This window comes from Streptomyces sp. NBC_01306, from assembly GCF_026340465.1.
GTDB lineage: Bacteria > Actinomycetota > Actinomycetes > Streptomycetales > Streptomycetaceae > Streptomyces.
The window spans coordinates 1,392,062-1,417,560 of record NZ_JAPEPC010000001.1; the positions used below are offsets into that span (position 1 = coordinate 1,392,062).

The following is a 25,499-nucleotide window of genomic DNA, read 5'->3' on the forward strand; positions in this document are numbered from 1 at the left end:
CGCTCCTCGCCCGAACCCGTGTACATGATCAATGCCCTGCAGTTACGCAGGTCTAAGACTGCCATGTCCGGCGCTCGCGGCGTGCATCGGCATCGGGGCACCCGGCTTCCCGACCGTGCGGCGGGTGTCCGGGCCGACGACCGCGGCCCACTCCTGCGGCGCGCAGGCCAGCCAGTCGGCGAGCTGTCCGGCGAAGACGGGCCACTGTGTGGACAGTTCGGCCAGGAGCCGGTCGAGGACGGCCGCTCCGTCGGGCGTACGGACCAGCAGCAGTCCGGCGCGGTGGACCAGATCGCGGGTCCGGGGCTCCGCGCGGCGGCCCGCACCCTGCGCCGCGGCCCGCACCAGGGCCTCAAGGGCGGCGAGTCCGTCCCTGGCCTCGTACCGCTCGTACTCCAGGAGTACGTCGAGCAGCTCGGCCCGCATCGCGCGCGATCCCTGGCCCCCCGGCGCGGCGAGCACCGGGGCGAGCGCCGCGCGCACGGAGCTCGGACGGCCCCGCAGCAGACTGGTGACCAGCGGGAAGATGACGGCGCGGGCGGCCGGGCCGTCCTCCAGGCGGCGGTCGACGAACGCGGCGGCATGCCCGGCGCCCGCCGGGTGACGGTCGATGTACTCGTGGACGAGCGCGGCGGCGCGGCGGGCCGGGGCGGGGGTGCTGATCCCGGCGAGCGCGCTCAGCACCGGGCCCGCGCTGTCCGGCCGCGCCCGCAGGACGGCCTCGAAGGCGGCGAACACCGGCTCGGGATGGGTGGGCAGGGCGGCGGCGAGCGCCGCGGCGGGCAGCTGCGTCCCGCCGGACTCGAACAGGGCCAGGGCACGCGGCAGATGCCGGGCACGGGTGTGCGGGTCGCCGACGAGCAGGGCCAGTGCGGGGCCGTGCAGCGCGCTGTCGTCGGGGCGGGCGAGCAGGGCCAGTGCGGCGTACCGCAGCAGCTCGCGGTCGGCGGCGGTCGTGGCGTGCACTGCGGCGCGCACGGCCTGGCGGGCTGCGGTCGCCCGGCGCTCGGGCCGGTCGTCGTGCGCCCAGCGGTCCACGGCACGGCAGAGCGCGGACGTCTCGTCCTCGGCGAGCGCGGCGAGCAGTTCGTCGGCGCGGGGGTGATCGGTGGCGGCGAGCGCTTCGGCGAGGTCGTCGACGGCCAGCCCGCGCCGGGCGTACAGCAGCGCCTGTGCGGCCCCCGCGACGGTGGGCCGCAGCTCGGCGCTGTCGTCGGACGGCAGCAGCCGTTCGTCGCCGAACCAGAGGCACAGTAGCGGCTGTACGGTCCTGGGCTCGGCGGCGAGTCGCCGGGCTGCGGCGTCCAGATAGCGGTCGGCGGTCCGCGCGCCGGGGGCTCCGTCGGCGGGCACCAGCCGCCGCAGGAGGTCGATGCGCCGGCTCTCGCCGAGCCGCAGCCGCTCCCAGAACGCACTGTCGAAAGCGCGGAACCCGCCGAGCCCGCGCGGTCCGCCCGCGCGGACCGACAGGAGGGTGATCCGGTCGGCGAGCAGCCGCAGTACGCCGATGTACGGGCCGGCGTCGGGGACGCGGAGCAGCACATCGGCGAGCAGCCGCGCGGCCCACCACTCCGGGTCGGCGAGCGGCACGGGCTCCGCCCCGGTGCCCGCCTCCCGGCTCGGTCGCGGCACGCGCGGCTCAGCGGGCACGTCCTGCATCCGGTCCAGCGCCTCGATCAACTCGCGCAGCCGGCGGCCCAGTTCGTGGTGGCCGTGCCGGCGCCCGAGCAGCAGCAGCGCCTGGACCACCGGCCCGGCCCGGTGCCGGGGCACGGTCGGCGGAGGCCGCACAGCGGCGGCTTCGGTGCGCTCCGGGAGCCTGGTGGCGGTCCCGGGCGGTTCCGCCGCTCGGCGGTGCACCAGCGCGTACAGGGCGCCGTCCACGTCGAGGTGCTCGCCCTGCACCCAGTCGGCGAGCTCGCCGTGCGCGAAGCGGTATCCGGCGCCCGCCGGGGTGAGCAGCCCCTCGGTGAGCACGGCCGAAGCCCAGCCGGTACGCCACGGGAAGAGCTCCTCGAAGGAGGCCCGGTCCAGCTCGCCCTGCCCGGGGCCCAGGCAGCGCCGCGCCGCCTCGTGCACCCGGCCCGAGACCCCGGCGGCGAGGCGCCGCACCGCCGTGCCCCGGGGCGCGGGGCGCCGGTCGGCCGCGATCCGTACGGCGGTCCGCAGACAGAGCAGATCCAGGTACGCGGTGAACACGTCCTCACGGGCCGGCCTGCCGTCCACCCCGTCGGGGAGCGCGGCCCGCACCTCGGCGAGCATCCGCAGTGTGAGCGGATGGCCCGCGTCCTCCGGGGCGAGCATCTCCTCGGGGATGCCGTAGCGCTGCCGGGCCCGCTCGGCCTCGTGCGGCGGCAGGTCCCCGATCCGCACGCAGTCCGCACCCCGGGGGCCGAGGAGCCCGGCCGCCTGCTCCCAGTACTCGGGGCGGCAGGCGACCACCATCCGCACCCCGTGCGCGCCCAGCCAGCGCGTGGTGGCCGCGGCCCACTCCGGCAGCGCGCCGGCCGGCAGCGGTGCCATCTCCTCCGGGCCGTCCAGCAGGATGAGCAGGGGCTGACCGGCGGCGGCCGCGAGGCGGGCGATCCGCTCCGGGGTGGCACGGTCCAGTCCGCCACTTCGATCGGCGCCCACGATCCGCCCGGCCTGCCGGACCGTACGGGCCACCGCGTCGGCGACCGAGACATCGGCGGCGCGCAGATCGGCGCCGCGCAGCCAGACCGTGGGGGCGGGCTGCGCGCCACGGGCCCGGCGGGCCGCGAGGGCGGTCAGCTCCGTCGTCCGTCCCGTGCCGGGGGCGCCGACCAGGCCGAGCACGGGTCCGCCGGCCGACTGGAAGGCGTCCAGCGGGGCGGCGATGCCGGGCCGCTCGACCGGGTCGTGCCACAGCTCGGCGGAGCCGGCGGCGCCGACCGAGGTGGCGGTCAGCTCCAGGACGCCGGCGAGGTTGAGGTCCTGGCCGTAGCCGGGGACCGTCGCGGCGTTGCGCCGCAGCAGCGGGGCGAGCGCGGCGCCGCGCAGCGGAACGGCGAGGCCGGCCACCGGGTGATCACCCCGGAGAGCGGTGCCGACGACTCCGAGCACGGCACCGGTCGACGCGTCCACGACGGGCCCGCCGGCCGCCGCGCTGCCCGGCCGGAGCGCGTCGCTGCCCTGCGTGCCGAGCGCCAGTTCCAGGGCGGCGGCGAGCCGGTGGTGGTGGCCGTCCGCCGCGTAGGTCACGGCGGTCTCGCCCAGGACGCGCGCGGCGCGCCAGCCGAGTGCGGCGACGCGGACATAGGTGCCGGTGCCGACCGTGTCCCGGACGGCCAGCGGCAGGGGTGGTACGCCGAGGTCCTCGCCGCTGAGCAGGGCGAGGCCCAGTTCGGGCAGGGCGGTGATCGCTTCGGACCCGGCACGGCACGTCCGGCCGTCCGCTCCGTGCAGCACGGCTCCGGTGAGGCCGGCGACCACCTCATGGCTGGTCACCACCGTGCCCCGGTCGTCGGCGACGAAGCCGGTGCCCCTCTGCCGTCCCGCCGGATCGCAGATGCGTACCAGCGTCTCCCGGTCCCCGCTTCCCACCCCGCTTCCCATGGTCCGACCGTAGGCGCGCGGTGATCGCCGGGAGAAGGACACCGGCCGAAAGCGCCCCCTTGCGCTCCGGGCATTCACTCCGAGCGCCTGGCCGAACGAGTGAATCCCGGGGCCACGATGGACAGACCCCTTGCGAGGGGGATCGTGGAGCGGGCAAGCGGCCCTGCCCGCTCCACGGTGGGCCGGACGAAGACGGGCCGGCCGGCCGAAGAGGTCAGCCGAAGACGGCAAGGCTCTTCGCCTTGCCGTTCTCCTCCTCGACCAGGGCGAGAAGGCGATCGTCGGGACCGAAGGCGGCCACGGCCCCGGCCGGGTAGCCGGGCATGTCGAGCCGGACGCCGTTGAGCAGCAGCCTGGCCCGCCTCTCGTCCACGTCCCAGCGGGGGAACGCGGCAGCTGCGGCGTCGGCGGCCGGCATGACGGTCAGCTCCTCCTGGAGCTGGTCCAGCGTCCGGGCCGTGTCGAGCCCGTACGGGCCGACCCGGGTCCGGCGCAGCGCCGTCAGATGGCCGCCGACCCCGGTAGCGGTGCCGAGGTCGCGGGCGATGGCGCGGATGTACGTACCGGAGGAGCAGACCACCGAGACGACCAGGTCGACGACGGGCGTCCCGTCATCGGCGACGGCCGGGCGGACGTCGTACACCCGGAACGAGGAGACCGTCACCGGGCGGGCCGGGATGTCGAACTCCTCGCCGCCGCGCACCCGCGCGTACGAACGCTTTCCGTCGATCTTGATGGCGCTGACCTTGGACGGCACCTGCATGATGGCGCCGGTCTGCTCGGCCACCCCGGCGTCGATGGCCTCACGGGTCACCGCAGATGCGTCGGTGGACGAGGTGATCTCGCCCTCGGCGTCGTCGGTGACGGTGTTCTGGCCGAGCCGGATCGTACCGAGGTACTCCTTCTCGGTCAGCGCCAGATGGCCGAGCATCTTGGTGGCCTTCTCGACGCCGAGGACGAGGACGCCCGTGGCCATCGGGTCGAGGGTGCCCGCGTGGCCGACCCGGCGGGTCTTCGCGATCCCGCGCATCTTGGCCACGACGTCGTGCGAAGTGAAGCCGGACGGCTTGTCGACGATGACAAGGCCGTCCGGCACGGTGTTCTGCTGTGTCATGCGGAGGCGTTGTCCCCGTCGTCGTCGCTGGATCCGGTGGCCTCGTCGGTCTCGTCCTCCGGCTTGCGGTACGGGTCGGCGCCGCCGGCGTACGTGGCGCCGGACGACGCCTCGCGCACCTTGGCGTCCGACGCCCTGGCCCGGTCGAGGAGATCCTCGATCGCCTTGGCGTTCTCCGGCAGGGCGTCCGCCACGAAGGCGAGGGTGGGGGTGAACTTCGTCCCCGCCGCGGCGCCGACCGCCGAGCGCAGGATGCCCTTGGCACTCTCCAGACCGGCTGCCGCGCTCGCCCGCTCCTCGTCGTCCCCGTAGACCGTGTAGAAGACCGTGGCCTCCCGCAGGTCACCGGTGACGCGGGTGTCCGTGATGGTCACGTGCGTGCCCAGCCGGGGGTCCTTGATGCCGCGCTGCAGTTTCTCGGCGACCACCTCCTGGATGAGGTCCGCCAGCTTCTTCGCCCGCGCGTTGTCGGCCACTGGTCCGTCTCCTTCTAGAGCCTTGCTCAATCGTCTTCGTCGCCGTGCAGCCGCCGTCGTACGGACAGCAGCTCCACCTCGGGCCGGGCGGCGACAAGCCGCTCGCACCGGTCGAGTACATCAGTGAGGTGCTCCGTCCCGCCGGACACCACAGCGAGGCCGATCCTGGCTCTGCGGTGCAGATCCTGGTCGCCGACCTCAGCCGCGCTCACCGCGAACTTGCGCTGGAGTTCGGCCACGATGGGCCGGACGACGGAGCGTTTCTCCTTCAGCGACCGTACGTCGCCGAGCAGGAGATCGAAGGACAGTGTCCCTACATACATGCATGTCCGGATGTCCCGCCGGTTCGGGGTCGCGCCCCGCCAACCGCTTGGCGGGGACATCCAGAACCGTACACGCAACGGCCGGGGCCGCTCGACGGATATAACTCCCGCCGAGCGGCCCCGACTGACGCTGCACGGATCAACCGCGATACGGATCAGCCGCGGGGCTTCTCGCGCATCTCGTACGTCGCGATGACGTCGTCGATCTTGATGTCGTTGAAGTTGCCGAGGTTGATACCACCCTCGAACCCTTCGCGGATCTCGGTGACGTCGTCCTTGAAGCGGCGCAGACCGGAGATGTTGAGGTTCTCCGCGATGACCTTGCCATCGCGCAGCAGGCGCGCCTTCGTGTTGCGCTTGACCTCGCCGGAGCGGACCAGCACACCGGCGATGTTGCCCAGCTTGGACGAGCGGAAGATCTCGCGGATCTCCGCCGTACCGAGCTCGACCTCTTCGTACTCCGGCTTGAGCATGCCCTTGAGGGCCGCTTCGATCTCTTCGATCGCCTGGTAGATGACCGAGTAGTACCGGACGTCCACACCTTCGCGCTCGGCCATCTGCGCGGCACGCCCTGCGGCGCGCACGTTGAAGCCGATGACGATGGCGTCGGAGCCGGTCGCCAGGTCGATGTCCGACTCGGTGACCGCACCCACACCGCGGTGCAGGATCCGGATGTCGACCTCTTCGCCGACGTCGAGCTGGAGCAGCGAGGATTCGAGAGCCTCCACCGAACCGGACGCGTCGCCCTTGATGATGAGGTTGAGCTCCTGGACCAGACCGGCCTTGAGCGCCTCGTCCAGGTTCTCCAGGGAGAACCTGACGCCCTTGCGGGCGAAGTTGGCGTTGCGCTCACGGGCGGCACGCTTCTCGGCGATCTGACGGGCCGTACGGTCCTCGTCGACCACCAGGAAGTTGTCGCCGGCACCCGGGACGTTGGTGAGACCCAGTACGAGGACGGGGGTCGAGGGACCCGCTTCCTCAAGGTTGTTGCCGTTGTCGTCGAGCATCGCCCGGACCCGGCCGTACGCGTCGCCGACGACCATGGTGTCGCCGATGCGCAGCGTGCCGCGCTGGACCAGGACGGTCGAGACAGCACCGCGGCCCTTGTCCAGGTGGGACTCGATCGCAATACCCTGCGCGTCCTGCTCCGGGTTGGCCCGCAGGTCGAGCGAGGCGTCGGCGGTGAGGACGACGGCCTCCAGGAGGGAATCGATGTGGAGACCCTGCTTGGCGGAGATGTCGACGAACATCGTGTCGCCGCCGTACTCCTCGGCCACCAGACCGAACTCGGTGAGCTGACCGCGCACCTTGGTCGGGTCGGCACCCTCGACGTCGATCTTGTTGACCGCGACGACGATCGGCACACCGGCCGCCTTGACGTGGTTCAGCGCCTCGATCGTCTGGGGCATCACACCGTCGTTCGCCGCCACCACGAGGATCGCGATGTCGGTCGACTTCGCACCACGGGCACGCATGGCGGTGAACGCCTCGTGACCCGGGGTGTCGATGAAGGTGATACGGCGGTCCTCGCCGTTGACCTCGGAGGAGACCTGGTAGGCACCGATGTGCTGGGTGATGCCGCCGGCCTCGCCCGCGATGACGTTCGTCTTGCGGATCGCGTCGAGCAGCCGGGTCTTACCGTGGTCGACGTGACCCATGACGGTGACGACCGGCGGGCGCGAGACGAGAGCCTCTTCGCCGCCCTCGTCCTCGCCGAACTCGATGTCGAAGGACTCGAGCAGCTCGCGGTCCTCCTCCTCCGGGCTGACGATCTCCAGGACGTAGTTCATCTCGTCCGCGAGGAGCTTCAGCGTCTCGTCGGAGACGGACTGCGTGGCCGTGACCATCTCGCCGAGGTTCATCATCACGGCGACGAGCGACGCCGGGTTGGCGTTGATCTTCTCCGCGAAGTCGGTGAGGGAGGCACCGCGCGACAGCCGGACGGCCTGTCCGTTGCCGCGGGGCAGCATGACGCCGCCCACCGACGGGGCCTGCATGGCCTCGTACTCCTGGCGCCTCTGCCTCTTCGACTTGCGGCCTCGGCGGGCGGGCCCGCCGGGACGGCCGAAGGCACCCTGTGTGCCACCGCGGCCACCGGGGCCGCCGGGACGGCCCGCGAATCCGGGACGTCCACCGAAGCCACCGCCGGGAGCACCGCCGCCGGGACGGCCGCCGAAGCCACCGCCGCCGCCGGGACGACCGCCGCCGCCGGGACCTGCCGGACGACCGGCGAAGCCGCCGCCGCCGGGACGGGCGCCGCCGCCGGGACGGCCTGCGCCGCCGCCGGGACCACGACCGCCACCGCCGGGACCGCCACCGGGACGGGGGCTGGCAGCCGGACGCTGCGGCATCATGCCGGGGTTGGGACGGTTACCGCCGGGGGCGCCGCCAGGCCGCGGGGCGCCGCCCTGCGGACGGGGCATACCACCGGGGCTGGGACGGGCGCCGCCCTGACCCTGGCCCTGGGGACGCGGAGCGCCACCGGGACCACCCTGCGGGCGCGGGCCGCCGGGGCGGTCCTGGCCGCCGCCGGGACGCGGGGCGCCACCGGGACGGGGTGCCTGCGGGCGGGCCATACCGGTGGAGCCACCGGAGGTGAACGGGTTGTTGCCCGGGCGGGGACCGGACGGACGGTTGCCGCCGGGGCGCGGGGCGCCCTGACCGGCCGGCCGTGCCGGACGCTCGCCACCGCGGCCACCGTCACGCTGACCGCCGGCCGGGGCCGGACGGGCGTTCGTGGGACGGGGGCCGGGGGTGGCACCCGAGGGACGCGGGGTCTGCGGCGCCGTCGGCTGGGCCGGTGCGGGCGCCGAGAACTCGGCTGCCGGGACCGGAGCCGCCGGAGCGGGCTTGGCCGCGGGCTTGGGGCCCGGACGCGGACCGGCCGGAGCCGGCGCCGATGGGGTGCTGGGGGCGCTGCTCTGCGGAGCCTCGGCGGCGGCCGGCTTGGGGGCCGGGGCACCGGGCTTCGGGGCAGCAGGACGGGCCGCGGCGGCCGGGGACGGCGCCGCGGGCGTGGAACCCGCACGGGGTGCGGGAGAGGGCGCGGCCTTGCGGGGCGCGCCGGGCTTGGCAGCGGACTTGCCGGCGTTGCCGCCGGGCCCCTGCAAAGCGTCAGTCAACTTGCGTACAACCGGCGCCTCGATCGTCGAGGACGCCGAACGTACGAATTCACCGAGTTCTTGGAGCTTGGCCATGACGACCTTGCTCTCAACTCCGAACTCCTTGGCGAGTTCGTATACCCGGACCTTAGCCACTTCGCTCCTTTTAGGTCCGGGTTACCGCCGGACCGTCGCTACTTCATGGGCGTACTCATCGCGTACTCATCGAGTGCTCATCGCAATCTCGACCTACTTCCAACTCGCGAGGTACCTGACCGCACGGGGACCCGTGCCGTTCACTTATTACGGTGCTGCCTGCCCGACATACTGGTTCAGTTCCGCGCTGTCGAGCGGACCCCTGACCTTGAAGGCCCTGGAGAACGCCCGCCGGCGGACCGCCAGGTCGAGGCAGACCGAGGCGGGGTGCAGATACGCACCCCGGCCGGGCAGCGTACCGCGCGGATCAGGGGCGCATTTGCCCTCAACCACGACGATGCGCAGCAGTTCGCTCTTGGCCGTCCGCTCCCGGCATCCCACGCAGGTTCGCTCAGGGCACGCTCGGTCGACTGTCCGGCCAGACACGTTTAAGTCTACCTCCCCGTAACGACCCCACCCGATTGGGGCAGGAATCGAACGGATGTTGTCTTGAAGTTTTCCGGAATCGTGCAGTTACGGTCCCGGCCGCGCAGCCGGGACCGGCGGCTCAGGCCTCGCCGTCCCGGCTGTCGGACGGACCGCCGTCCGGCTCGGTGTCCGGGCGGATGTCGATGCGCCAGCCGGTCAGCCGGGCGGCGAGGCGGGCGTTCTGCCCCTCCTTGCCGATGGCCAGCGAGAGCTGGTAGTCCGGGACCGTGACCCGCGCCGAGCGGGCGGCGAGGTCGACGATCTCGACCTTGCTGACCCGGGCCGGCGAGAGCGCGCTGGCGACCATCTCGGCCGGATCGTCCGACCAGTCCACGATGTCGATCTTCTCGCCGAGCAGCTCCGCCATGACGTTGCGGACGCGGCTGCCCATCGGGCCGATGCAGGCGCCCTTCGGGTTGAGCCCCGACCGGGTCGACCGTACGGCGATCTTGCTCCGGTGACCGGCCTCGCGGGCGATGGCCTCGATGACGACCGAGCCGTCCGCGATCTCCGGGACCTCCAGCGCGAAGAGCTTCTTCACCAGGTTGGGGTGGGTGCGGGAGAGGGTCACCGACGGGCCGCGGACGCCCTTGGCCACCCGGACCACGTACGTACGCAGCCGCAGCCCGTGCGAGTAGGTCTCCCCGGGCACCTGCTCCTGCACCGGCAGGATCGCTTCCAGCTTGCCGATGTCGACCAGCACGTTCCGCGGGTCCTTGCCCTGCTGGACGACCCCGGCGACGACATCGCCCTCGCGCCCGGCGTACTCGCCGAAGGTCAGATCGTCCTCCGCGTCCCGCAGCCGCTGCAGGATGACCTGCTTGGCCGTGGTCGCGGCGATCCGGCCGAAGTCGGACGGGGTGTCGTCGAACTCCCGGGCCTCCTGGCCCTCTTCGAGGTCGGCCGGGTCCTCTTTCGCCCAGACCGTCACATGACCGTTGTCGTGGTCGAGGCGCACGCGGGCGAGGCGGCGGCTTCCCTCCGTGCGGTGGTAGGCGATGAGGAGGGCCGACTCGATCGCCTCGACCAGCAGGTCGAAGGAAATCTCCTTCTCCTTCGCCAAGCCCTTCAGAAGCTTTACGTCGATGTCCATGGCTACGCCTCCTCTTCCTTCTTGTCCTTGCGGTTGAATTCCAGCTCCACACGTGCCTTGGCGATCTCCGCGAAGTCCACCCGGCGGGCGGTCGGCTTGCGCCCCTTCACGCCCGGCACTTCGAGGTCGAGGCCGTCGGCGTCCACCGCGAGGATGCGCGCGACCACCTCGTCGCCCCCGGTCAGCGTCAGCTTGGCCAGGCGGCCGGTGGCCCGTACGTAGTGGCGGTGCTCCGTCAGCGGTCGGTCGGCGCCCGGCGAGCTGACTTCGAGTACGTACTCGCCGTCGCCCATCACGTCGCTCTCGTCGAGCTTCTCGGAGATGGCCCGGCTCAGCTCGGCGCAGGTGTCGAGCTCGACGCCGTCGTCGGAGTCCACGGTGATCCTCAGTACGCCACGCCGGCCGGCCCGGGAGACTTCGATCTCTTCCAGATCCAGGTCCTTGGCGGCGACGAGCGGTTCCAGCAGCCCGCGCAGCCTCTCGCTCTGGGTGGTGCTCATCCGGGTGACTCCTCGGCCGCGTGTGCTGTTGTGGGATCGTCGCGTTTCTCGATCGCCGCGTGTCTGATCGTCGCGTGTCAGATCAAAGGGTATCCGGTCGCCAGGGGTGTTGCCGTCCTCGCTGTGTTGACCCGCAGGTACGCTCGCCTGCGCTGATCACTTCGGGCCGAGGGAGAGACACGTGCTGGGCACGGGGACCACACGCAGGAGTGTGCTGGGCGCGACGGCGGCTGCCGGCGCCGCACTCCTGACCGGCTGTTCGGAGCGGTCCGCCGCCCACCGTACACACGGCGCGGCCGCCCCCGGCACCGGGACGGTGCTCAGGCAGCGCTCCGCGCGGACCAGCGGCGCCCTGCTCGCGCTGTACGACACGGTGCTCGCCCAGCACCGGGACGCGGCGACGGAGAAGCTGGCGGGCCCGCTGCGGGACGCCGTGGCGCTGCATGTGAAGGCGCTGGCACCGCCCGCCGGGGCCACGCCGTCCGGCGCCTCCCGCAAGGCGTCGCCCGCGCCGGCGCCGCCCGCGGTGCCTGCCGACCGCAAGGCCGCTCTGAAGGCTCTCGCGGCGGCCGAGCGGCGGGCCACCGATGCCCACACCGCGGCACTCGCCGACGCCCCGCCGGAGCTGGCCAGGCTGCTGGCCTCGGTCGCGGCCGCTTCCGCCGTCCACGCGTATCTGCTGACCCAGGGGGAGCACTGATGAGCGCACGCGAAGCGGCGCAGGCCGCACTGGCCGCCGAGCACGCGGCCGTGTACGGGTACGGCGTCGTCGGCGGCCGGGTCGCTCCGGCGCGCAGGACCGAGGCGCGCCAGGCGTACGACGCCCACCGCGCCCGGCGCGACGCGCTGGTCAGGACCGTGCAGGACCTGGGCGGGAAGCCGGTCGCGGCGTCGGCGGCCTACGCGCTGCCCTTCGAGGTGGCGGGGCAGGACGACGCGGTCCGGCTCGCCGCCGTTCTGGAGGACCGGGTGGCCGATGTCTACTCCGACCTGGTGCGGGCCGCACAGGGGCCGCTGCGGCACGAGGCGGCGCTGGCCCTGCGGGAGGCCGCCGTGCGGGCTGCGCGGTGGCGCGGCGACGGCAGCGTAGCCTTTCCGGGGCTCGCCGAGCGGGCCGCAGGGGCTGCCGGAAAGGGAACCACGCACGCATGACTTTCGAACCGCCGCAGCGGCTTGTCCGGGCGCTCGGCGAGACGTACGGGGACGCCGCCGCCACCGACTGGCTCGGCCGGATTCAGACTGATATGCAAGGGGCCCTCGACGTACGGGAGTTGACTGCCGAGCGGGTGCAGGCCCCGGGCGGCCGGAGCGCCCTGATCGTGCTGGTGCGCCGCGCCGACGGGACCCATGCGGTACTGAAACTGGCTCCGCCCTTCGCCCGGCCCGATCTGGAGCGGGCCGCGCTGGCGCACTGGAACGGCTGGGGCGCCGCGCAACTGCTCGACGACGCTTCCCCGGGCGACACCGCTCTGCTGCTGGAGCGTCTGCACCCCGAGGTCTCGCTGCACTCGCTCCCGGAGGCCAAGGCTCTGCTGGAGGCCGCGGGCACGGTGCGCAAGCTCTGGGTGGCGCCGCCGGACGGGCACGGTTTCGAGACGGTGGCCGAGCGGACCGCCCGGCAGGCCGAGGCGATGCGCGCGACGGCCGAGCCGCTGGTCGTCCCACTGGTCGACGCGGCGCTCACGGCACGCGACGAACTGCTCGCTTCGGCTCCCGAGAGCGTGCTGCTGCACGGCAATTTCCGCCAGAGCAAGGTGCTCGCGGGCGAGCGCAACCCGTGGCTGGCGGTGGGCCCCGACCCCGTGGTCGGCGAGCGGGCGTACGACCTGGCCCGGCTGGTGCGCGACCGGGTCGACGACCTGGTCGCCGCCGCTGTCGGCCCCTCCACGGTGCGGCGCCGGGTGAACCGGCTGGCGGACTCGCTGGAGGTCGAGCACGCGCGGCTGCACGGCTGGACACTGTTCCGGGCGGTGGAGTCGGGGGTGCGGGCGGTCGCGGCGGGACGCCGGCAGGACGGCGAGCTGCTGCTGGAGTTCGCGGGCTGGCTCTGAGCCGCTCCGCCGGGTACGGGGCCGGGCGGTCCTGAGCTTCCGCCCCGGCCCGCCCGGTCCCGTACCTTCCAGCTGCTCGTACTCAGAACTCCGGTGACTCAGCCGGCCAGCCGCTCGATCGCCTCGGCGACCGTGAGCTCCTCGCGCTCGCCCGTGCGCCGGTCCTTGAGTTCGAGGACGCCGTCCGCAGCCCGGCGGCCGGCGACCAGGATCTGCGGGACGCCGATCAGCTCGGAGTCGGTGAACTTCACCCCGGGAGAGACCCCGGCGCGGTCGTCGACCAGCACCCGTACACCGGCCGCACCCAGCTTCTCGGCGACGTCCAGGGCCAGTTCGGTCTGGAGTGCCTTGCCCGCCGCGACGACGTGCACGTCGGCCGGTGCGACCTCCTTGGACCAGCACAGCCCCTTGTCGTCCGCGGACTGCTCGGCGAGTGCCGCCACGGCGCGGGAGACGCCGATGCCGTACGAGCCCATGGTGACCCGGACCGGCTTGCCCTGCTGGCCCAGCACGTCGAGCTGGAAGGTGTCCGCGTACTTGCGGCCCAGCTGGAAGATGTGGCCGATCTCGATCGCACGGTCCAGCTTGAGACCCGTGCCGCAGGACGGGCAGGGGTCGCCGGGCTCGACGACCACCACGTCGAGGTAGTCGTCCACCTCGAAGTCGCGTCCGGCGACCACGTTGCGCGCGTGCTTGCCGGGCTTGTTGGCGCCGGTGATCCAGGCCGTACCGGCCGCGACCCGCGGATCGGCGATGTAGCGGACCTTTTCGAGACCCTGCGGGCCGACATAACCGCGTACCAGGTCGGGGCGGTCCTCGAAGTCCTCGGCGGTGACCAGCTCGACCACGGCGGGGGCCAGGTGCTCGCCCAGCTTGCCGAGGTCCACCTCGCGGTGGCCGGGCACGCCGACGGCGACGATCTCGCCGTCGACCTTCACCAGGAGGTTCTTCAGAGTCGCGGACGCGGGTACGCCGAGGTGCGCGGCCAGCGTCTCGATCGTCGGGGTGTCGGGGGTGTCCAGCTCCTCGACGGCGCCGTGCTCGGTGGCGTCCACCGCGGGGGCGGTGAAGGTGACCGCCTCGGTGTTGGCCGCGTAGTCGCACTGCGGGCAGTCCACGAAGGTGTCCTCACCGGCGGCGGCCGGGGCCAGGAACTCCTCGGAGGCCGAGCCGCCCATGGCACCGGAGACGGCCGAGACGATCCGGTGGTCGAGACCGAGGCGCTCGAAGATCCTGATGTACGCCTCGCGGTGCAGCCGGTAGGACTCGGCCAGGCCCTGGTCCGTGGTGTCGAAGGAGTACGAGTCCTTCATCTGGAACTCACGGCCGCGCAGCACGCCGGAGCGCGGACGCGCCTCGTCCCGGTACTTCGTCTGGATCTGGTACAGCATCACCGGCAGGTCCTTGTAGGACGTGCACTGGTCCTTGACGGTCTGGGTGAAGATCTCCTCGTGCGTCGGGCCGAGGAGGTAGTCGGCGCCCTTGCGGTCCTTGAGGCGGAAGAGCAGGTCGCCGTACTCCTCCCAGCGGCCGGACGCCTCGTAGGGCTCCCTGGGCAGCAGCGCGGGGAGCAGGACCTCCTGCGCGCCGATGCCGTCCATCTCCTCGCGCACCACGCGGGAGACGTTGTCGAGGACCTTCTTGCCCAGCGGCAGCCAGGTCCAGATCCCGGCCGCGTTGCGGCGTACGTAACCGGCGCGGACCAGGAGCTTGTGGCTGAGCGTCTCCGCGTCCGCCGGGTCGTCGCGCAAGGTCTTGACCATCAACCGGGACATGCGCTGGACCTGGGCCATGGTGACTCTCCTGCTTGGCTGTGTTTTCCGGGGGACGCCCCCCGGACCCCCGTAAGTGATGTCAGGAGGTTAACCGGGCCCGGCGGGCGGGCGGAAATCGGTTACGGGGGCGGGCCCGGGGCGGAGCAGCGGGAGCGGGGCGCCCATCACCGCGTACGGCATTCCCGCGCTGGGGAAGTGGACCTGCCGCGCGAGGTCCGTGTACCCCAGCGAGCGGTAGAGACCGCGGGCCGGGGACTCCCGGTCGATGGCGGAGAGGATCGAGCGCGGTTCGGCGGCGCTGTCGGTGATCGCGGTGATCAGCGCGCGGCCGGTGCCCCGGCCCTGGAAGCCGGGGTGGACGTGCAGTTCGGTGATCACGAAGGAGTCGTCGAGCCAGAAGTCGGTGCCGGTGGAGCGCAGATACGGCTCGACCACCGTGGACCACCAGTGGGCGCGGCTGTTGGGCATCCCGTACACGAAGCCGACCAGGCTGCCGTCGGGCGCCGTCGCGCCGAGTGCGCGGGCGCCGGGGTTCTGCAGATGGCGCAGCACGATGTGGCGGCGTACGGCGACCTCCGCCTCGCTGAGGCCGAACGCGAGGGCCTGTACGGCCAGCGCTTCGTCCACTCGTCCGGCGAGATCGACCGGCCCGACCACTGCGTCATCCATGGTCGGCACCCTAACCTCAGAACTCCGGTGTCAGAACAGGACGCTCATGAAGGCCCCGACCTCACGGAAGCCGACCCTGCGGTAGGCGGCGCGCGCCGCGGAGTTGAAGTCGTTGACGTACAGGCTGACCACGGGGGCCACATCGGCGAGCGCGTAGCGCAGGACGGCGGCCATGCCCGTCTCGGAGAGACCGCGGCCGCGGAACTCGGGGGCGACCCAGACGCCCTGGATCTGGCAGGCCAGTGAAGTGGCGGCGCCGATCTCGGCCTTGAAGACGACCTGGCCGTTCTCGATCCGGGCGAAGGAGCGGCCGGAGCCGACCAGTTCGGCGACGCGTGCCTGGTAGAGCAGTCCGCCGTCCCCCGCCATCGGGGAGACCCCGACCTCCTCGGTGAACATGGCCACACAGGCGGGCATGATCACTTCCAGCTCGTCCTTGCGGATGCGGCGGACGAGCGGGTCGGGCGCGATGTCGGGCGAGGGCTGCTCGGTGACCATCATGGGCTGGTGGGCGCGGACGTCGCGGGCGGGGCCCCAGCTCGGTTCGAGCAGCCGCCACAGCAGCGCGGTGGAGTCGGCGGGGCCCACGATGGAGGAGCAGCGACGGCCGGCCCGGCGGGCGCGTTCGGCGAAGGCGCGTACGGCGTCGGGGCCCGCGCAGATCGGGACGAGGTTGGCGCCGGAGTAGCAGAGCGAGCGGAGCCGGCCCCCGGTGTACCAGCCCCACATCTCGCCGCCGAGCCGCCACGGGTCGAGTCCGGCGACCTGGACGCGGGACGTCACGAAGGCGTTGACGACGGGATCGCTGTGCAGGATCTCAAGCGCCGCGTCGAGTTCGCCGGGTTCGAGGACCCGGGTGGTGGTCTGCGTCAACACAAGGGTCGCTCCAACGCTCCTTCGGGGCAATGTCACGGCATCGCGCTTCTTGCTAGCGTTGCAGCGCGTCTGTCCGGCGTCGGTCACGGCTCGACCGTCGCGTCACCGCGAGAAGCCCATCGGGGCGTAGTCACACGGTATGGCTATCTGCTGGTCTCCGAACTGTACCCGGAGATGGATCGCAGCACCGCTCGCGCGGGAGAGGCCCTGCCTGCGGAGGGTCCTGTCCCGCGCGCCGCCGGAGCGGTTCGGCCGACATGGTGGTTCAGCTCATGAGCGGCTCAGCCGGGAGAGCTTTCAGCTGACGGAGACCGCGGGCTCGCCGGAGGCGATGCCGTCGCGTTCCATCTGCTCGGCGATCTTCATGGCCTCCTCGATGAGGGTCTCGACGATCTTCGACTCCGGGACGGTCTTGATGACCTCGCCCTTCACGAAGATCTGGCCCTTGCCGTTGCCGGACGCCACACCCAGATCGGCTTCGCGCGCCTCGCCCGGACCGTTGACGACACAGCCCATCACGGCGACGCGCAGCGGGACCTCCATGCCTTCGAGTCCGGCGGACACCTGGTCGGCCAGCTTGTACACATCGACCTGGGCCCGGCCGCAGGAGGGGCAGGAGACGATCTCCAGGCGGCGCTGCCTGAGGTTGAGCGACTCAAGGATCTGGATGCCGACCTTGACCTCCTCGGCGGGCGGCGCCGAGAGCGAGACCCGGATGGTGTCGCCGATGCCCTCACTGAGCAGCGCGCCGAAGGCCACGGCGGACTTGATGGTCCCCTGGAAGGCCGGGCCCGCCTCGGTCACACCGAGGTGGAGCGGGTAGTCGGACTGTGCGGCCAGCTGCCGGTAGGCGTTGACCATGACCACCGGGTCGTTGTGCTTCACCGAGATCTTGATGTCGCGGAAACCGTGCTCCTCGAAGAGCGAGGCCTCCCACAGCGCCGACTCGACGAGCGCCTCGGGCGTCGCCTTGCCGTACTTCTTCAGCAGCCGCGCGTCCAGCGAGCCCGCGTTCACGCCGATCCGGATCGGCGTCCCGGCGTCGGAGGCCGCGAGCGCGATCTCCTTCACCTTGTCGTCGAACTGCTTGATGTTGCCCGGGTTCACCCGCACCGCGGCGCAGCCGGCGTCGATCGCCGCGAAGACGTACTTCGGCTGGAAGTGGATATCGGCGATGACCGGGATCTGCGACTTCTTCGCGATGGTCGCCAGCGCGTCCGCGTCGTCCTGCGTCGGGCACGCCACCCGCACGATCTGGCAGCCGGAAGCTGTCAGCTCCGCGATCTGCTGAAGCGTCGCCCCGATGTCGGAGGTCCGCGTCGTGGTCATCGACTGCACGGAGACGGGTGCGTCTCCTCCGACGGCCACCGTGCCGACCTGAATCTTGCGGCTGATCCTCCGGTCGGCGAGCTTGGTCGGAACGTCCGGCATTCCGAGAGAAATCGCAGTCATGCGCAGTGCATCCCCAAGGTGTGGATCGAGGTCCCGGAATCTACGGGCTTCGGCCACCGAGATTACGTCACCCGGGGCGGCACACGAACATCCGCGCTCATAAACCACCCAAAGGTGAGCGGCCGCACACCAAGGGTGCGCGGCCGCTGTTTTCCGGCTGTTCTCAGGTGATTTTGACCGGGTTGACGATGTCGGCCACCAGCACGAGCAGCGTGAAGCAGACGAAGACCCCGGCGACGACGTACGCGACGGGCATCAGCTTCGCGACATCGAACGGGCCCGGGTCGGGCCGCTTGAAGACCTTGGCCAGATTGCGCCGCAGCGCCTCCCACAGGGCCCCCGCGATGTGCCCGCCGTCCAGCGGCAGCAGCGGCAGCATGTTGAAGAGGAAGAGCGAGAGGTTGAAGCCGGCCAGCAGGAACAGCATCATCGCCAGCTGGTTCTGCGCGGGCACGTGCAGCGTCATGACCTCGCCGCCGATCCGGGCCGCGCCGACCACGCCGACCGGTGAGTCGGCCTTGCGCTGACCCCCGTCGAAGGCCGCGTTCCAGAGATCCGGGATCTTGGACGGCAGGGCGACGATCGAGTCGACGCCGTTGCCCACCATGTCGCCCATCCGGCCCACCGACGCGCCGAAGGACAGCGGCTTGATCTCGGTCTGCGCGGCGAAGCCGAGGTAGCCGGCCGGTACGTACTTGTCGGGGACGACGTCCCCGTTCGAGTCCTTGCGGGCCACCATGTTCTTGGCGAGCTTGGCGTGCAGTGTCTGCTGCTTGCCGTCGCGTACGACGGTGATGGTGGCCGGGCCGATGGTGTCGCGGATGTGGTCGGACAGCTGGGCCCAGGTGGAGACCTTCGCACCGTCGAAGGCGACGATCTTGTCGCCCTCCTTCAGGCCCGCCGCCCTGGCGGGCGAGACCGGGTCGCCCTTCTCGCAGGTCTGGCGCTTCTCGCTCTGCGAGATGACGCACTTCTGCACGCCGGCCACCTGCGTGGTCTGCGTCTCGAAGCCGAAGGACATCGCGACGCCCATGAAGATCACGACCGCGAGGATCAGATTCATGAAGGGGCCCGCGAACATCACGATCATGCGCTTCCACGGCTTGCGGGTGTAGAACAGCCGCTCCTCGTCGCCCTCCTCCAGCTCCTCGAAGGCCGCGGACCGCGCGTCCTCGACCATGGAGCGCCAGGGGGAGGTGGACCGGGACTCGATCCTGCCGTCGGGTCCCGGCGGGAACATGCCGATCATGCGGATGTAGCCGCCCGCCGGGATCGCCTTGAAGCCGTACTCCGTGTCGCCCTTCTTCCGCGACCAGATGGTCGGGCCGAATCCGACCATGTACTGCGGGACGCGGATACCGAACAGCTTCGCCGTCGAGAGGTGGCCCAGCTCGTGCCAGGCGATGGAGAAGAGCAGCCCGAAGACAAAGATGACGATCCCGATGACCGTCAACACGATCGTGGTCATGCGCGAGCCTCCGCTGTGGCCTTCTGGGCGAGTTCACGGGCCCGGGCGCGTGCCCAGGTCTCCGCTTGCAGGACGTCCGCGACCGTCAGAGAAGTTCCCGTACGGGGCTCGCCATGCTCGGCCACGACTGCCGTGACCGTATCCATAATCCCGTTGAAGGGCAGCTTTCCGGCCAGGAAGGCGTCGACGCACTCCTCGTTCGCCGCGTTGAAGACCGCGGGGGCCGTGCCGCCCAGGGCTCCGACGTGCCGGGCAAGTCCGACGGACGGGAAGGCCTCGGTGTCCAGCGGGAAGAACTCCCAGCTGGACGCCTTCGTCCAATCGAAGGCGGGAGCGGCGTCCGGGATCCGCTGCGGCCAGCCGATACCGACGGCGATCGGGCCGCTCATGTCGGGCGGTGTGGCCTGCGCGAGCGTCGAGCCGTCGGTGAACTCGACCATGGAGTGGACGTACGACTGGGGGTGCACGACGACCTCGATGCGGTCGAACGGGACGTCGTACAGCAGATGCGCCTCGATGACCTCAAGGCCCTTGTTGACCAGGGTCGCCGAGTTCACCGTGATGACGGGCCCCATGGCCCAGGTCGGGTGGGCCAGCGCCGCGTCGGGTGTGACGTCCGCCAGCTCGGCCCTGGTCCGGCCCCTGAAGGGTCCGCCGGACGCGGTGACGATCAGCTTGCGCACATCGGCGCGCTTGCCGGACGCCAGCGCCTGGAAGAGCGCGGCGTGCTCGGAGTCGACCGGGATGATCTGGCCGGGCTTCGCCAGCGCCTTCACCAGCGGGCCGCCGACGATCAGCGACTCCTTGTTGGCGAGAGCCAGCGTGCGGCCCGCGGTCAGGGCCGCGAGGGTGGGCGCGAGGCCGATCGAGCCGGTGATGCCGTTGAGCACGGTGTGGCAGTCGGACGCGGCGAGTTCGCTCGCGGCCTCGGGCCCCGCCAGGATCTCCGGGAGCGGCTCCGTGCCGTACTGCGCGCCCAGCGCCTCACGCAGCGCGGGCACGGCGTCCGCCCGGGCGACAGCGACGGTGCGGACACCGAGCCGGCGCGCCTGCTCGGCGAGCAGGGCGACCCGCCCGCCGGCGGCGGAGAGCGCCGTCACCCGGAAGCGGTCGGGGTTGCGCAGCACCAGGTCGATGGCCTGGGTGCCGATGGACCCGGTCGAGCCGAGGACGACGATGTCCCGGCGTCCTTCGACGGGGTCGAAGACGATGTGCGGGTCGGCGAGGATGGCAGGGCTGTCGCTCATGCCCCCCATTGTTGCCGCATAAGGCGGGCGTCAGGACAGTGAGCCCCGGTTCTGGCGCGCGGGAGTTGTCCGGGCGGTCGGGCCGTCGGTACCCCTCCGCCGCGGCGCGGGCGCTTCACCAGGAGCGCCGCAGCTCCGCGAAGGCCTCGTGGAAGCCGGGGAAGGTCTTCCGTACACAGCCGGGGTCGTCGAAGGTGATGCCGGGCGTGCGCAGGCCGGTGACCGCGAACGACATCACGATGCGGTGGTCGCCGTGCGTACGGATCCGGGCGGGCCGCGGCGCGCCCGGCCGGATCTCGATCCAGTCGGGTCCGGTGGCGGCCTCGATGCCGAGCGCGCGGAGGTTCTCCGCGCACGCCTCCAGCCGGTCGCACTCCTTCACCCGGGTGTTGCCGACGTCCTCGATCCGGACCGGCCCGGACGCGTAGGGGGCGATCGCGGCCAGGGTCGGCATGGTGTCGGAGATGTCACGCATGTTCACGGTGAGCCCGCCGAGCGTGCCGGGCCCGGTGACCGTGGTGCCGCTCGCGGTCGTACGGACGTCGGCGCCCATCCGGCCGAGCACCTCGACGAAGCGCAGATCGCCCTGGAGCGCGCCCGCGCCGAGGCCGGGCACGGTCACCGTGTGTCCGGTGACGGCGGCCGCGGCGAAGACGTAGCTGGCTGTGGAGGCGTCGGGCTCGATGGCGTACTCGGTGGCGCGGTAGCCGCCGGCCGGCACCGTAAACACGTTTCCCTCCCGGGCCACCGTGACGCCGAAGTCACGCATCATCGCGAGCGTGATGTCGATGTACGGGGCGGAGACGAGGTCCGTGACGGTGATGCGCAGCCCCGTCCGGGTGAGCGGGCCGAGCATCAGCAGCGCGGTGAGGTACTGCGACGACTGGCCCGCGTCCAGGGTCAGTTCGCCGCCCTCGATGCCGCGGGCCACGATCCGCAGCGGGTGGTGGCCCGCCGCCCCGTCGTGGCGGAGGTCGACGCCCAGCTCCTGGAGTGCGCGGGTGAGCGGGGCGAGCGGGCGGCGGCGCATCTGTTCCGACGCGTCGAAGCGGTACGTGCCTCCCCCTGTGCCCGAAGGGCCGGATATGTGCCCCCGGCCGGCGGCGGCGAGGGCGGGCAGGAAGCGGGCCGTGGTGGCACCGTCCCGGCAGTAGACATCGGCGTCGGCGGCTCCGGGCCCGGCCGGGCGGCCCTCGACGCGCCAGGCGTCCGGACCGCGCTCCACCGCGTATCCGAGCCGGGTCAGGCCCTCGGCGAACCCCTCGGTGTCGTCGGAGACGAGGGGGCGCAGGAGCGTGGTGGTGCCGTCGGCCGCGGCGGCCAGGAACAGGGCGCGGGCGGTCACGGACTTGGAGCCGGGGATCTGGGTCACGGTCACGTGCGGACATTCTGCCGTGCGCACGTGACCGGGGTGGGGGCGGTCCACGATCCGGCCGTGGACCGCCCCCGGCGCCGCTCACGGCGCGGTGTGCCGCCCGGTTCAGCGAATGCGGCGGTGGACGTTGTCCGCGGTGGAGGGTCCCGGGGCCGCGTCGGCGATCCAGGGCCCTTCGCCCGAGGCGTCGACGATGCCCTGTTCCAGCCAGGTGTACGTCCCGGAGAGGACACCGGACACGACCTTGCGGTCCAGTTCGTCGGTGTTCACCCAGAGCCGGCCGAAGAGCTCGTCGACGCGGATACGGGCCTGCCGGCAGAAGGCGTCGGCCAGTTGGTACGCCTCCCGGCCGTGGTCGTCCGACGAGCGCAGCAGTTCGGCGCGTACGCACGCGGCGCTCATCGCGAAGAGCTCGGCGCCGATGTCGACGATGCGGCCCAGGAATCCCTGCTTCGTCTCCATCTTCCCCTGCCAGCGCGACATGGCGTAGAAGGTCGAGCGGGCCAGCTTCCGGGCGGAGCGCTCGACGTACCGCAGCTGGGCGGAGAGGTCAGGGTGCCCGTACGGATGGAACGCCGCGTAGCTGCCGGGCAGTTGCCCGGGGCCGGCGACGAGCTTCGGCAGCCAGCGGGCGTAGAACGCGGTGGCCTGCGCACCCGCCTTCGCCTTGTCCTGCAGGGTGGTGTCGGGGTCGATCAGACCGCCGGCGACGGAGAGATGGGCGTCGACGGCCTCCCGGGCGATCAGCAGGTGCATGATCTCCGTCGAGCCCTCGAAGATCCGGTTGATGCGCATGTCCCTGAGCATCTGCTCGGCGGGCACCGGCCGTTCGCCGCGGGCCGCCAGGGAGTCGGCCGTCTCGAAGCCGCGGCCGCCGCGGATCTGGACGAGTTCGTCGGCGATCAGCCAGCCCATCTCGGACCCGTACAGCTTGGCGAGCGCCGCCTCGATCCGGATGTCGTTGCGGTCCTCGTCGGCCATCTGGGACGAGAGGTCCACGACCGCTTCGAGCGCGAAGGTGGTCGCGGCGATGAAGGAGATCTTGGCGCCGACGGCTTCGTGGCGGCCGACGGGCCTGCCCCACTGCTCCCGCTCGGACGACCACTCGCGGGCGATTTTCAGACACCACTTGCCGGCGCCGACACACATCGCGGGCAGCGAGAGCCGGCCGGTGTTGAGGGTGGTGAGGGCGATCTTGAGGCCGGCGCCCTCGGGTCCGATCCGGTTCGCTGCCGGGACGCGGACCTGGTGGAAGCGGGTGACCCCGTTCTCCAGGCCGCGCAGCCCCATGAAGGCGTTGCGGTTCTCGACGGTGATGCCCGGCGAGTCGGCCTCGACGATGAAGGCGGTGATGCCGCCCTTGCTCTCCGCCGTCCTGGGCACCCGCGCCATCACGACGAGCAGGTCCGCGACGACGCCGTTGGTCGTCCAGAGCTTCACGCCGTCGAGGACGTACGAGTCACCGTCCCGGACCGCCGATGTGGCCAGCCGGGCAGGGTCGGAGCCGACGTCCGGCTCGGTGAGCAGGAAGGCCGAGATGTCGGTGCGGGCCAGCCGGGGCAGGAAGGTGTCCTTCTGCTCCTGGGTGCCGAACTGCTTCAGCGGCTGCGGGACCCCGATCGACTGGTGGGCCGAGAGCAGCGCGCCGACGGCCGGGCTGGCCGAACCGACAAGCGAGAGCGCCCTGTTGTAGTACACCTGGGTGAGGCCGAGGCCGCCGTACCTGGTGTCGATCTTCATGCCGAGCGCGCCGAGTTCCTTGAGCCCGTTGACCGTCTCGTCGGGGATCCGGGCCTCGCGCTCGATCAGCGCGCCGTCGATCCCGGTCTCGCAGAAGGCGCGCAGCTTCGCGAGGAATGCCTCGCCGCGCCGGGCGTCCTCGGCGTCGGGCAGGGGATGCGGATGGATCAGATCGAGCCGGAAGCGGCCGAGGAACAGCTCCTTGGCGAAGCTCGGTTTCCGCCAGTCCTGTTCACGGGCGGCCTCGGCGACCTGGCGCGCCTCGCGCTCGGTGACCCTGGGCTTGTCGAGTGGTGCGGTCATGAGGGGTACTCCTCACCGCGGATGTCGGGTGGACACACCTGCCCGCAACGAGGCGGTGCTAGTCGTCGCTACTCTCCGTGTGTACCCCATTACCCGCACCACGGCCACCCCTCGCGTGCGTGAGGGGTGGCCGGCCGGGGGCGAGTGCGTCCGATCGGGTCGGATCGGTTCCGCCGGTCCGGATCAGCTCCGTGGGCCGATCCGGATCAGTCCGCCCGGTTCAGAGGGCGAGGCCCGTTCAGAGGGCGAGGCCCGTGAAGACCATGACCCGCTCGTAGGTGTAGTCCTCCATCGCGAAGCGCACGCCCTCACGGCCGACGCCGGACTGCTTGGCGCCGCCGTACGGCATCTGGTCCGCGCGGTACGAGGGCACGTCGCCGACGATCACACCGCCGACCTCCAGAGCGCTGTGGGCGCGGAACGCCGTCTGCACGTCGTGCGTGAACACGCCGGCCTGCAGGCCGTACTTCGAGTCGTTGACGGCGGCGAACGCCTCCGCCTCGCCCTCGACCCTGGTGAGCGTCAGGACCGGGCCGAAGATCTCCTCGCAGGCGACCGTGGTGTCCGCGGGCACGTCGGCGAGCACGGTCGGCGCATAGCTGGCGCCGTCCCTGGAGCCGCCCGCGAGCAGCTTGGCGCCCGCCTGTACCGCCTCGTCGACCCAGGACTCGACCCGCCTGGCCGCGTCCTCGCTGACCAGCGGGCCGACGTCGGTGGCCGCGTCGGCAGGGTCGCCGGTGGCCTGCTGGGCGACGGCGTCGACGATCTTCGGGACGAGCCGGTCGTACACCGAGGCGTCGGCGATCACCCGCTGGACCGAGATGCAGGACTGGCCGCCCTGGTAGTTCGAGAAGGTCGCGATGCGCGCGGCGGCCCAGTCGAGGTCCTTCTCGGACGCGTAGTCGGCCAGGACCACGGCAGCGCCGTTCCCGCCGAGCTCCAGGGTGATGTGCTTGCGCGGGACCGAGTCCATGATCGCGAAGCCGACCTTGTCGGAGCCGGTGAAGGAGATGACCGGGAGCCGCTCGTCCTGGACGAGGGCGGGCATCTTGTCGTTGGCGACCGGCAGGACCGACCAGGAGCCCGCGGGCAGCTCGGTCTCGGCCAGCAGCTCGCCGAGGATGAGACCCGAGAGCGGGGTCGCCGGGGCGGGCTTGAGGATGATCGGCGCGCCGACCGCGATGGCGGGGGCGATCTTGTGGGCGCAGAGGTTCAGCGGGAAGTTGAACGGCGCGACACCCAGGACCGCGCCGCGCGGGAAGCGGCGCGTCAGCGCGAGGCGGCCGGCGCCGCCCGCGTCGGTGTCGAGGCGCTGCGCCTCGCCGCCGTTGTAGCGGCGGGCCTCCTCGGCGGCGAACCGGAACACCGATACGGCGCGGCCGACTTCGCCGCGGGCCCACTTGATGGGCTTGCCGTTCTCGGCGGTGATCAGCTGGGCGATCTCCTCCGTGCGCTCGACCAGGCGGCGGGAGACGTGGTCCAGGGCGGCGGCGCGGACGTGGGCGGGCGTCGCGGCGAACTCGTCCCGGACGGCGTGCGCGGCGGCGACGGCCTCCTCGACCTGGGCGTCGGTCGGGACGGCGACCGTACCGACGTGCCGGCCGTCCCAGGGGGAGGTGACATCGAAGGTGTCATCGCCGGTGGCCTGGCGGCCGGCGAGCCAGAAGGCGTGGGTGGAGGTCATGTGTTCCGGCCCTTCCGTGGTGTTGGTTGGTGTCCCCACGGTAGGGGTGCGG

General features: G+C 72.1%; 20 protein-coding genes. 3 read left to right on the top strand and 17 right to left on the bottom strand.

Annotation, left to right across the window (positions count from 1 at the left end; genetic code table 11):
• Positions 1-42 precede the first annotated feature (42 nt).
• The 8 genes from OG385_RS05810 to rimP form a co-directional block, all read right to left on the bottom strand.
• Positions 43-3,564 (bottom strand): serine protease, encoded by a 3,522-nt coding sequence (locus tag OG385_RS05810; RefSeq protein WP_266860659.1) that lies wholly within the window; start codon positions 3,562-3,564, stop codon positions 43-45.
• Between the two features lie 226 nt (positions 3,565-3,790).
• Positions 3,791-4,690 (bottom strand): tRNA pseudouridine(55) synthase TruB, encoded by a 900-nt coding sequence (truB, locus tag OG385_RS05815; RefSeq protein WP_266852415.1) that lies wholly within the window; start codon positions 4,688-4,690, stop codon positions 3,791-3,793.
• Positions 4,687-5,166, bottom strand: coding sequence for a 30S ribosome-binding factor RbfA (gene rbfA, locus OG385_RS05820; protein ID WP_266852416.1), 480 nt, complete (start codon positions 5,164-5,166; stop codon positions 4,687-4,689). The genes truB and rbfA overlap by 4 nt, the downstream gene beginning before the upstream one ends.
• A gap of 26 nt (positions 5,167-5,192) precedes the next feature.
• A complete protein-coding gene (locus tag OG385_RS05825; RefSeq protein WP_266852417.1) occupies positions 5,193-5,489 on the bottom strand; it encodes a DUF503 domain-containing protein in 297 nt (98 codons plus the stop codon).
• Between the two features lie 155 nt (positions 5,490-5,644).
• The gene (gene infB / locus OG385_RS05830) at positions 5,645-8,746 is read right to left on the bottom strand and encodes a translation initiation factor IF-2 (protein WP_266852419.1); all 3,102 of its coding nucleotides are present in this window, start codon (positions 8,744-8,746) and stop codon (positions 5,645-5,647) included.
• Positions 8,747-8,893: 147 nt separating this feature from the next.
• A complete protein-coding gene (locus OG385_RS05835) occupies positions 8,894-9,172 on the bottom strand; it encodes a YlxR family protein (protein WP_266852421.1) in 279 nt (92 codons plus the stop codon).
• Between the two features lie 121 nt (positions 9,173-9,293).
• A complete protein-coding gene (nusA, locus tag OG385_RS05840; protein ID WP_266852423.1) occupies positions 9,294-10,307 on the bottom strand; it encodes a transcription termination factor NusA in 1,014 nt (337 codons plus the stop codon).
• A gap of 2 nt (positions 10,308-10,309) precedes the next feature.
• A complete protein-coding gene (gene rimP, locus OG385_RS05845; RefSeq protein ID WP_266852425.1) occupies positions 10,310-10,807 on the bottom strand; it encodes a ribosome maturation factor RimP in 498 nt (165 codons plus the stop codon).
• Positions 10,808-10,988: 181 nt separating this feature from the next.
• Between rimP and OG385_RS05850 the strand changes: the two genes are divergently transcribed.
• Genes OG385_RS05850 through OG385_RS05860 form a run of 3 tightly spaced genes read left to right on the top strand, consistent with a single transcriptional unit; the run spans position 10,989 to position 12,858 of the window.
• Positions 10,989-11,507 carry a hypothetical protein gene (locus tag OG385_RS05850; RefSeq protein ID WP_266852426.1) on the top strand — a complete coding sequence of 173 codons (519 nt, stop codon included), beginning with the start codon at positions 10,989-10,991 and terminating at the stop codon, positions 11,505-11,507.
• On the top strand, positions 11,507-11,959 hold the full coding sequence (locus tag OG385_RS05855; protein WP_266852427.1) for a ferritin-like domain-containing protein: 453 nt from the start codon (positions 11,507-11,509) through the stop codon (positions 11,957-11,959). The genes OG385_RS05850 and OG385_RS05855 overlap by 1 nt, the downstream gene beginning before the upstream one ends.
• On the top strand, positions 11,956-12,858 hold the full coding sequence (locus OG385_RS05860; RefSeq protein WP_266852429.1) for an aminoglycoside phosphotransferase family protein: 903 nt from the start codon (positions 11,956-11,958) through the stop codon (positions 12,856-12,858). Before OG385_RS05855 ends, OG385_RS05860 begins: the two co-directional genes overlap by 4 nt.
• A 98-nt stretch (positions 12,859-12,956) precedes the next feature.
• Here the strand turns inward: OG385_RS05860 and OG385_RS05865 are convergent, their stop codons facing one another.
• From OG385_RS05865 to OG385_RS05905, 9 genes are all read right to left on the bottom strand, one after another.
• Positions 12,957-14,651, bottom strand: a complete 1,695-nt coding sequence (locus OG385_RS05865) for a proline--tRNA ligase (RefSeq protein WP_266852431.1) — start codon at positions 14,649-14,651, stop codon at positions 12,957-12,959.
• A 69-nt stretch (positions 14,652-14,720) separates the two neighbouring features.
• Positions 14,721-15,302: a GNAT family N-acetyltransferase gene (locus tag OG385_RS05870; RefSeq protein WP_266852433.1), complete on the bottom strand. Its 582-nt coding sequence runs from the start codon at positions 15,300-15,302 to the stop codon at positions 14,721-14,723.
• 30 nt (positions 15,303-15,332) lie between these two features.
• The gene (locus tag OG385_RS05875; protein WP_266852435.1) at positions 15,333-16,178 is read right to left on the bottom strand and encodes a GNAT family N-acetyltransferase; all 846 of its coding nucleotides are present in this window, start codon (positions 16,176-16,178) and stop codon (positions 15,333-15,335) included.
• A gap of 297 nt (positions 16,179-16,475) precedes the next feature.
• Complete coding sequence (gene ispG, locus OG385_RS05880; protein ID WP_266852437.1) at positions 16,476-17,630, bottom strand: flavodoxin-dependent (E)-4-hydroxy-3-methylbut-2-enyl-diphosphate synthase; 1,155 nt, start codon at positions 17,628-17,630, stop codon at positions 16,476-16,478.
• 163 nt (positions 17,631-17,793) lie between these two features.
• Positions 17,794-19,098: an RIP metalloprotease gene (locus tag OG385_RS05885; RefSeq protein ID WP_266852439.1), complete on the bottom strand. Its 1,305-nt coding sequence runs from the start codon at positions 19,096-19,098 to the stop codon at positions 17,794-17,796.
• Entirely contained in the window at positions 19,095-20,354 is a 1,260-nt protein-coding gene (gene dxr, locus OG385_RS05890; protein WP_266852441.1) for a 1-deoxy-D-xylulose-5-phosphate reductoisomerase, read from the bottom strand. The genes OG385_RS05885 and dxr overlap by 4 nt, the downstream gene beginning before the upstream one ends.
• 106 nt (positions 20,355-20,460) lie before the next feature.
• Positions 20,461-21,723, bottom strand: a complete 1,263-nt coding sequence (aroA, locus tag OG385_RS05895; RefSeq protein ID WP_266852443.1) for a 3-phosphoshikimate 1-carboxyvinyltransferase — start codon at positions 21,721-21,723, stop codon at positions 20,461-20,463.
• Between the two features lie 102 nt (positions 21,724-21,825).
• On the bottom strand, positions 21,826-23,763 hold the full coding sequence (locus tag OG385_RS05900; protein ID WP_266852445.1) for an acyl-CoA dehydrogenase family protein: 1,938 nt from the start codon (positions 23,761-23,763) through the stop codon (positions 21,826-21,828).
• A gap of 238 nt (positions 23,764-24,001) precedes the next feature.
• A complete protein-coding gene (locus OG385_RS05905) occupies positions 24,002-25,447 on the bottom strand; it encodes an aldehyde dehydrogenase family protein (RefSeq protein ID WP_266852447.1) in 1,446 nt (481 codons plus the stop codon).
• Positions 25,448-25,499: the final 52 nt, after the last annotated feature.

What these genes read in the sequence shown, in the direction of transcription:
- dxr (WP_266852441.1), bottom strand. Translation starts at nt 20,354, where the DNA reads ATGGGGGGCATGAGCGACAGCCCTGCCATCCTCGCCGACCCGCACATC.
- OG385_RS05855 (WP_266852427.1), top strand. Translation starts at nt 11,507, where the DNA reads ATGAGCGCACGCGAAGCGGCGCAGGCCGCACTGGCCGCCGAGCACGCG.
- OG385_RS05825 (WP_266852417.1), bottom strand. Translation starts at nt 5,489, where the DNA reads ATGTATGTAGGGACACTGTCCTTCGATCTCCTGCTCGGCGACGTACGG.
- rimP (WP_266852425.1), bottom strand. Translation starts at nt 10,807, where the DNA reads ATGAGCACCACCCAGAGCGAGAGGCTGCGCGGGCTGCTGGAACCGCTC.
- nusA (WP_266852423.1), bottom strand. Translation starts at nt 10,307, where the DNA reads ATGGACATCGACGTAAAGCTTCTGAAGGGCTTGGCGAAGGAGAAGGAG.
- ispG (WP_266852437.1), bottom strand. Translation starts at nt 17,630, where the DNA reads ATGACTGCGATTTCTCTCGGAATGCCGGACGTTCCGACCAAGCTCGCC.
- truB (WP_266852415.1), bottom strand. Translation starts at nt 4,690, where the DNA reads ATGACACAGCAGAACACCGTGCCGGACGGCCTTGTCATCGTCGACAAG.
- OG385_RS05865 (WP_266852431.1), bottom strand. Translation starts at nt 14,651, where the DNA reads ATGGCCCAGGTCCAGCGCATGTCCCGGTTGATGGTCAAGACCTTGCGC.
- OG385_RS05905 (WP_266852447.1), bottom strand. Translation starts at nt 25,447, where the DNA reads ATGACCTCCACCCACGCCTTCTGGCTCGCCGGCCGCCAGGCCACCGGC.
- OG385_RS05870 (WP_266852433.1), bottom strand. Translation starts at nt 15,302, where the DNA reads ATGGATGACGCAGTGGTCGGGCCGGTCGATCTCGCCGGACGAGTGGAC.
- OG385_RS05885 (WP_266852439.1), bottom strand. Translation starts at nt 19,098, where the DNA reads ATGACCACGATCGTGTTGACGGTCATCGGGATCGTCATCTTTGTCTTC.
- OG385_RS05860 (WP_266852429.1), top strand. Translation starts at nt 11,956, where the DNA reads ATGACTTTCGAACCGCCGCAGCGGCTTGTCCGGGCGCTCGGCGAGACG.
- OG385_RS05900 (WP_266852445.1), bottom strand. Translation starts at nt 23,763, where the DNA reads ATGACCGCACCACTCGACAAGCCCAGGGTCACCGAGCGCGAGGCGCGC.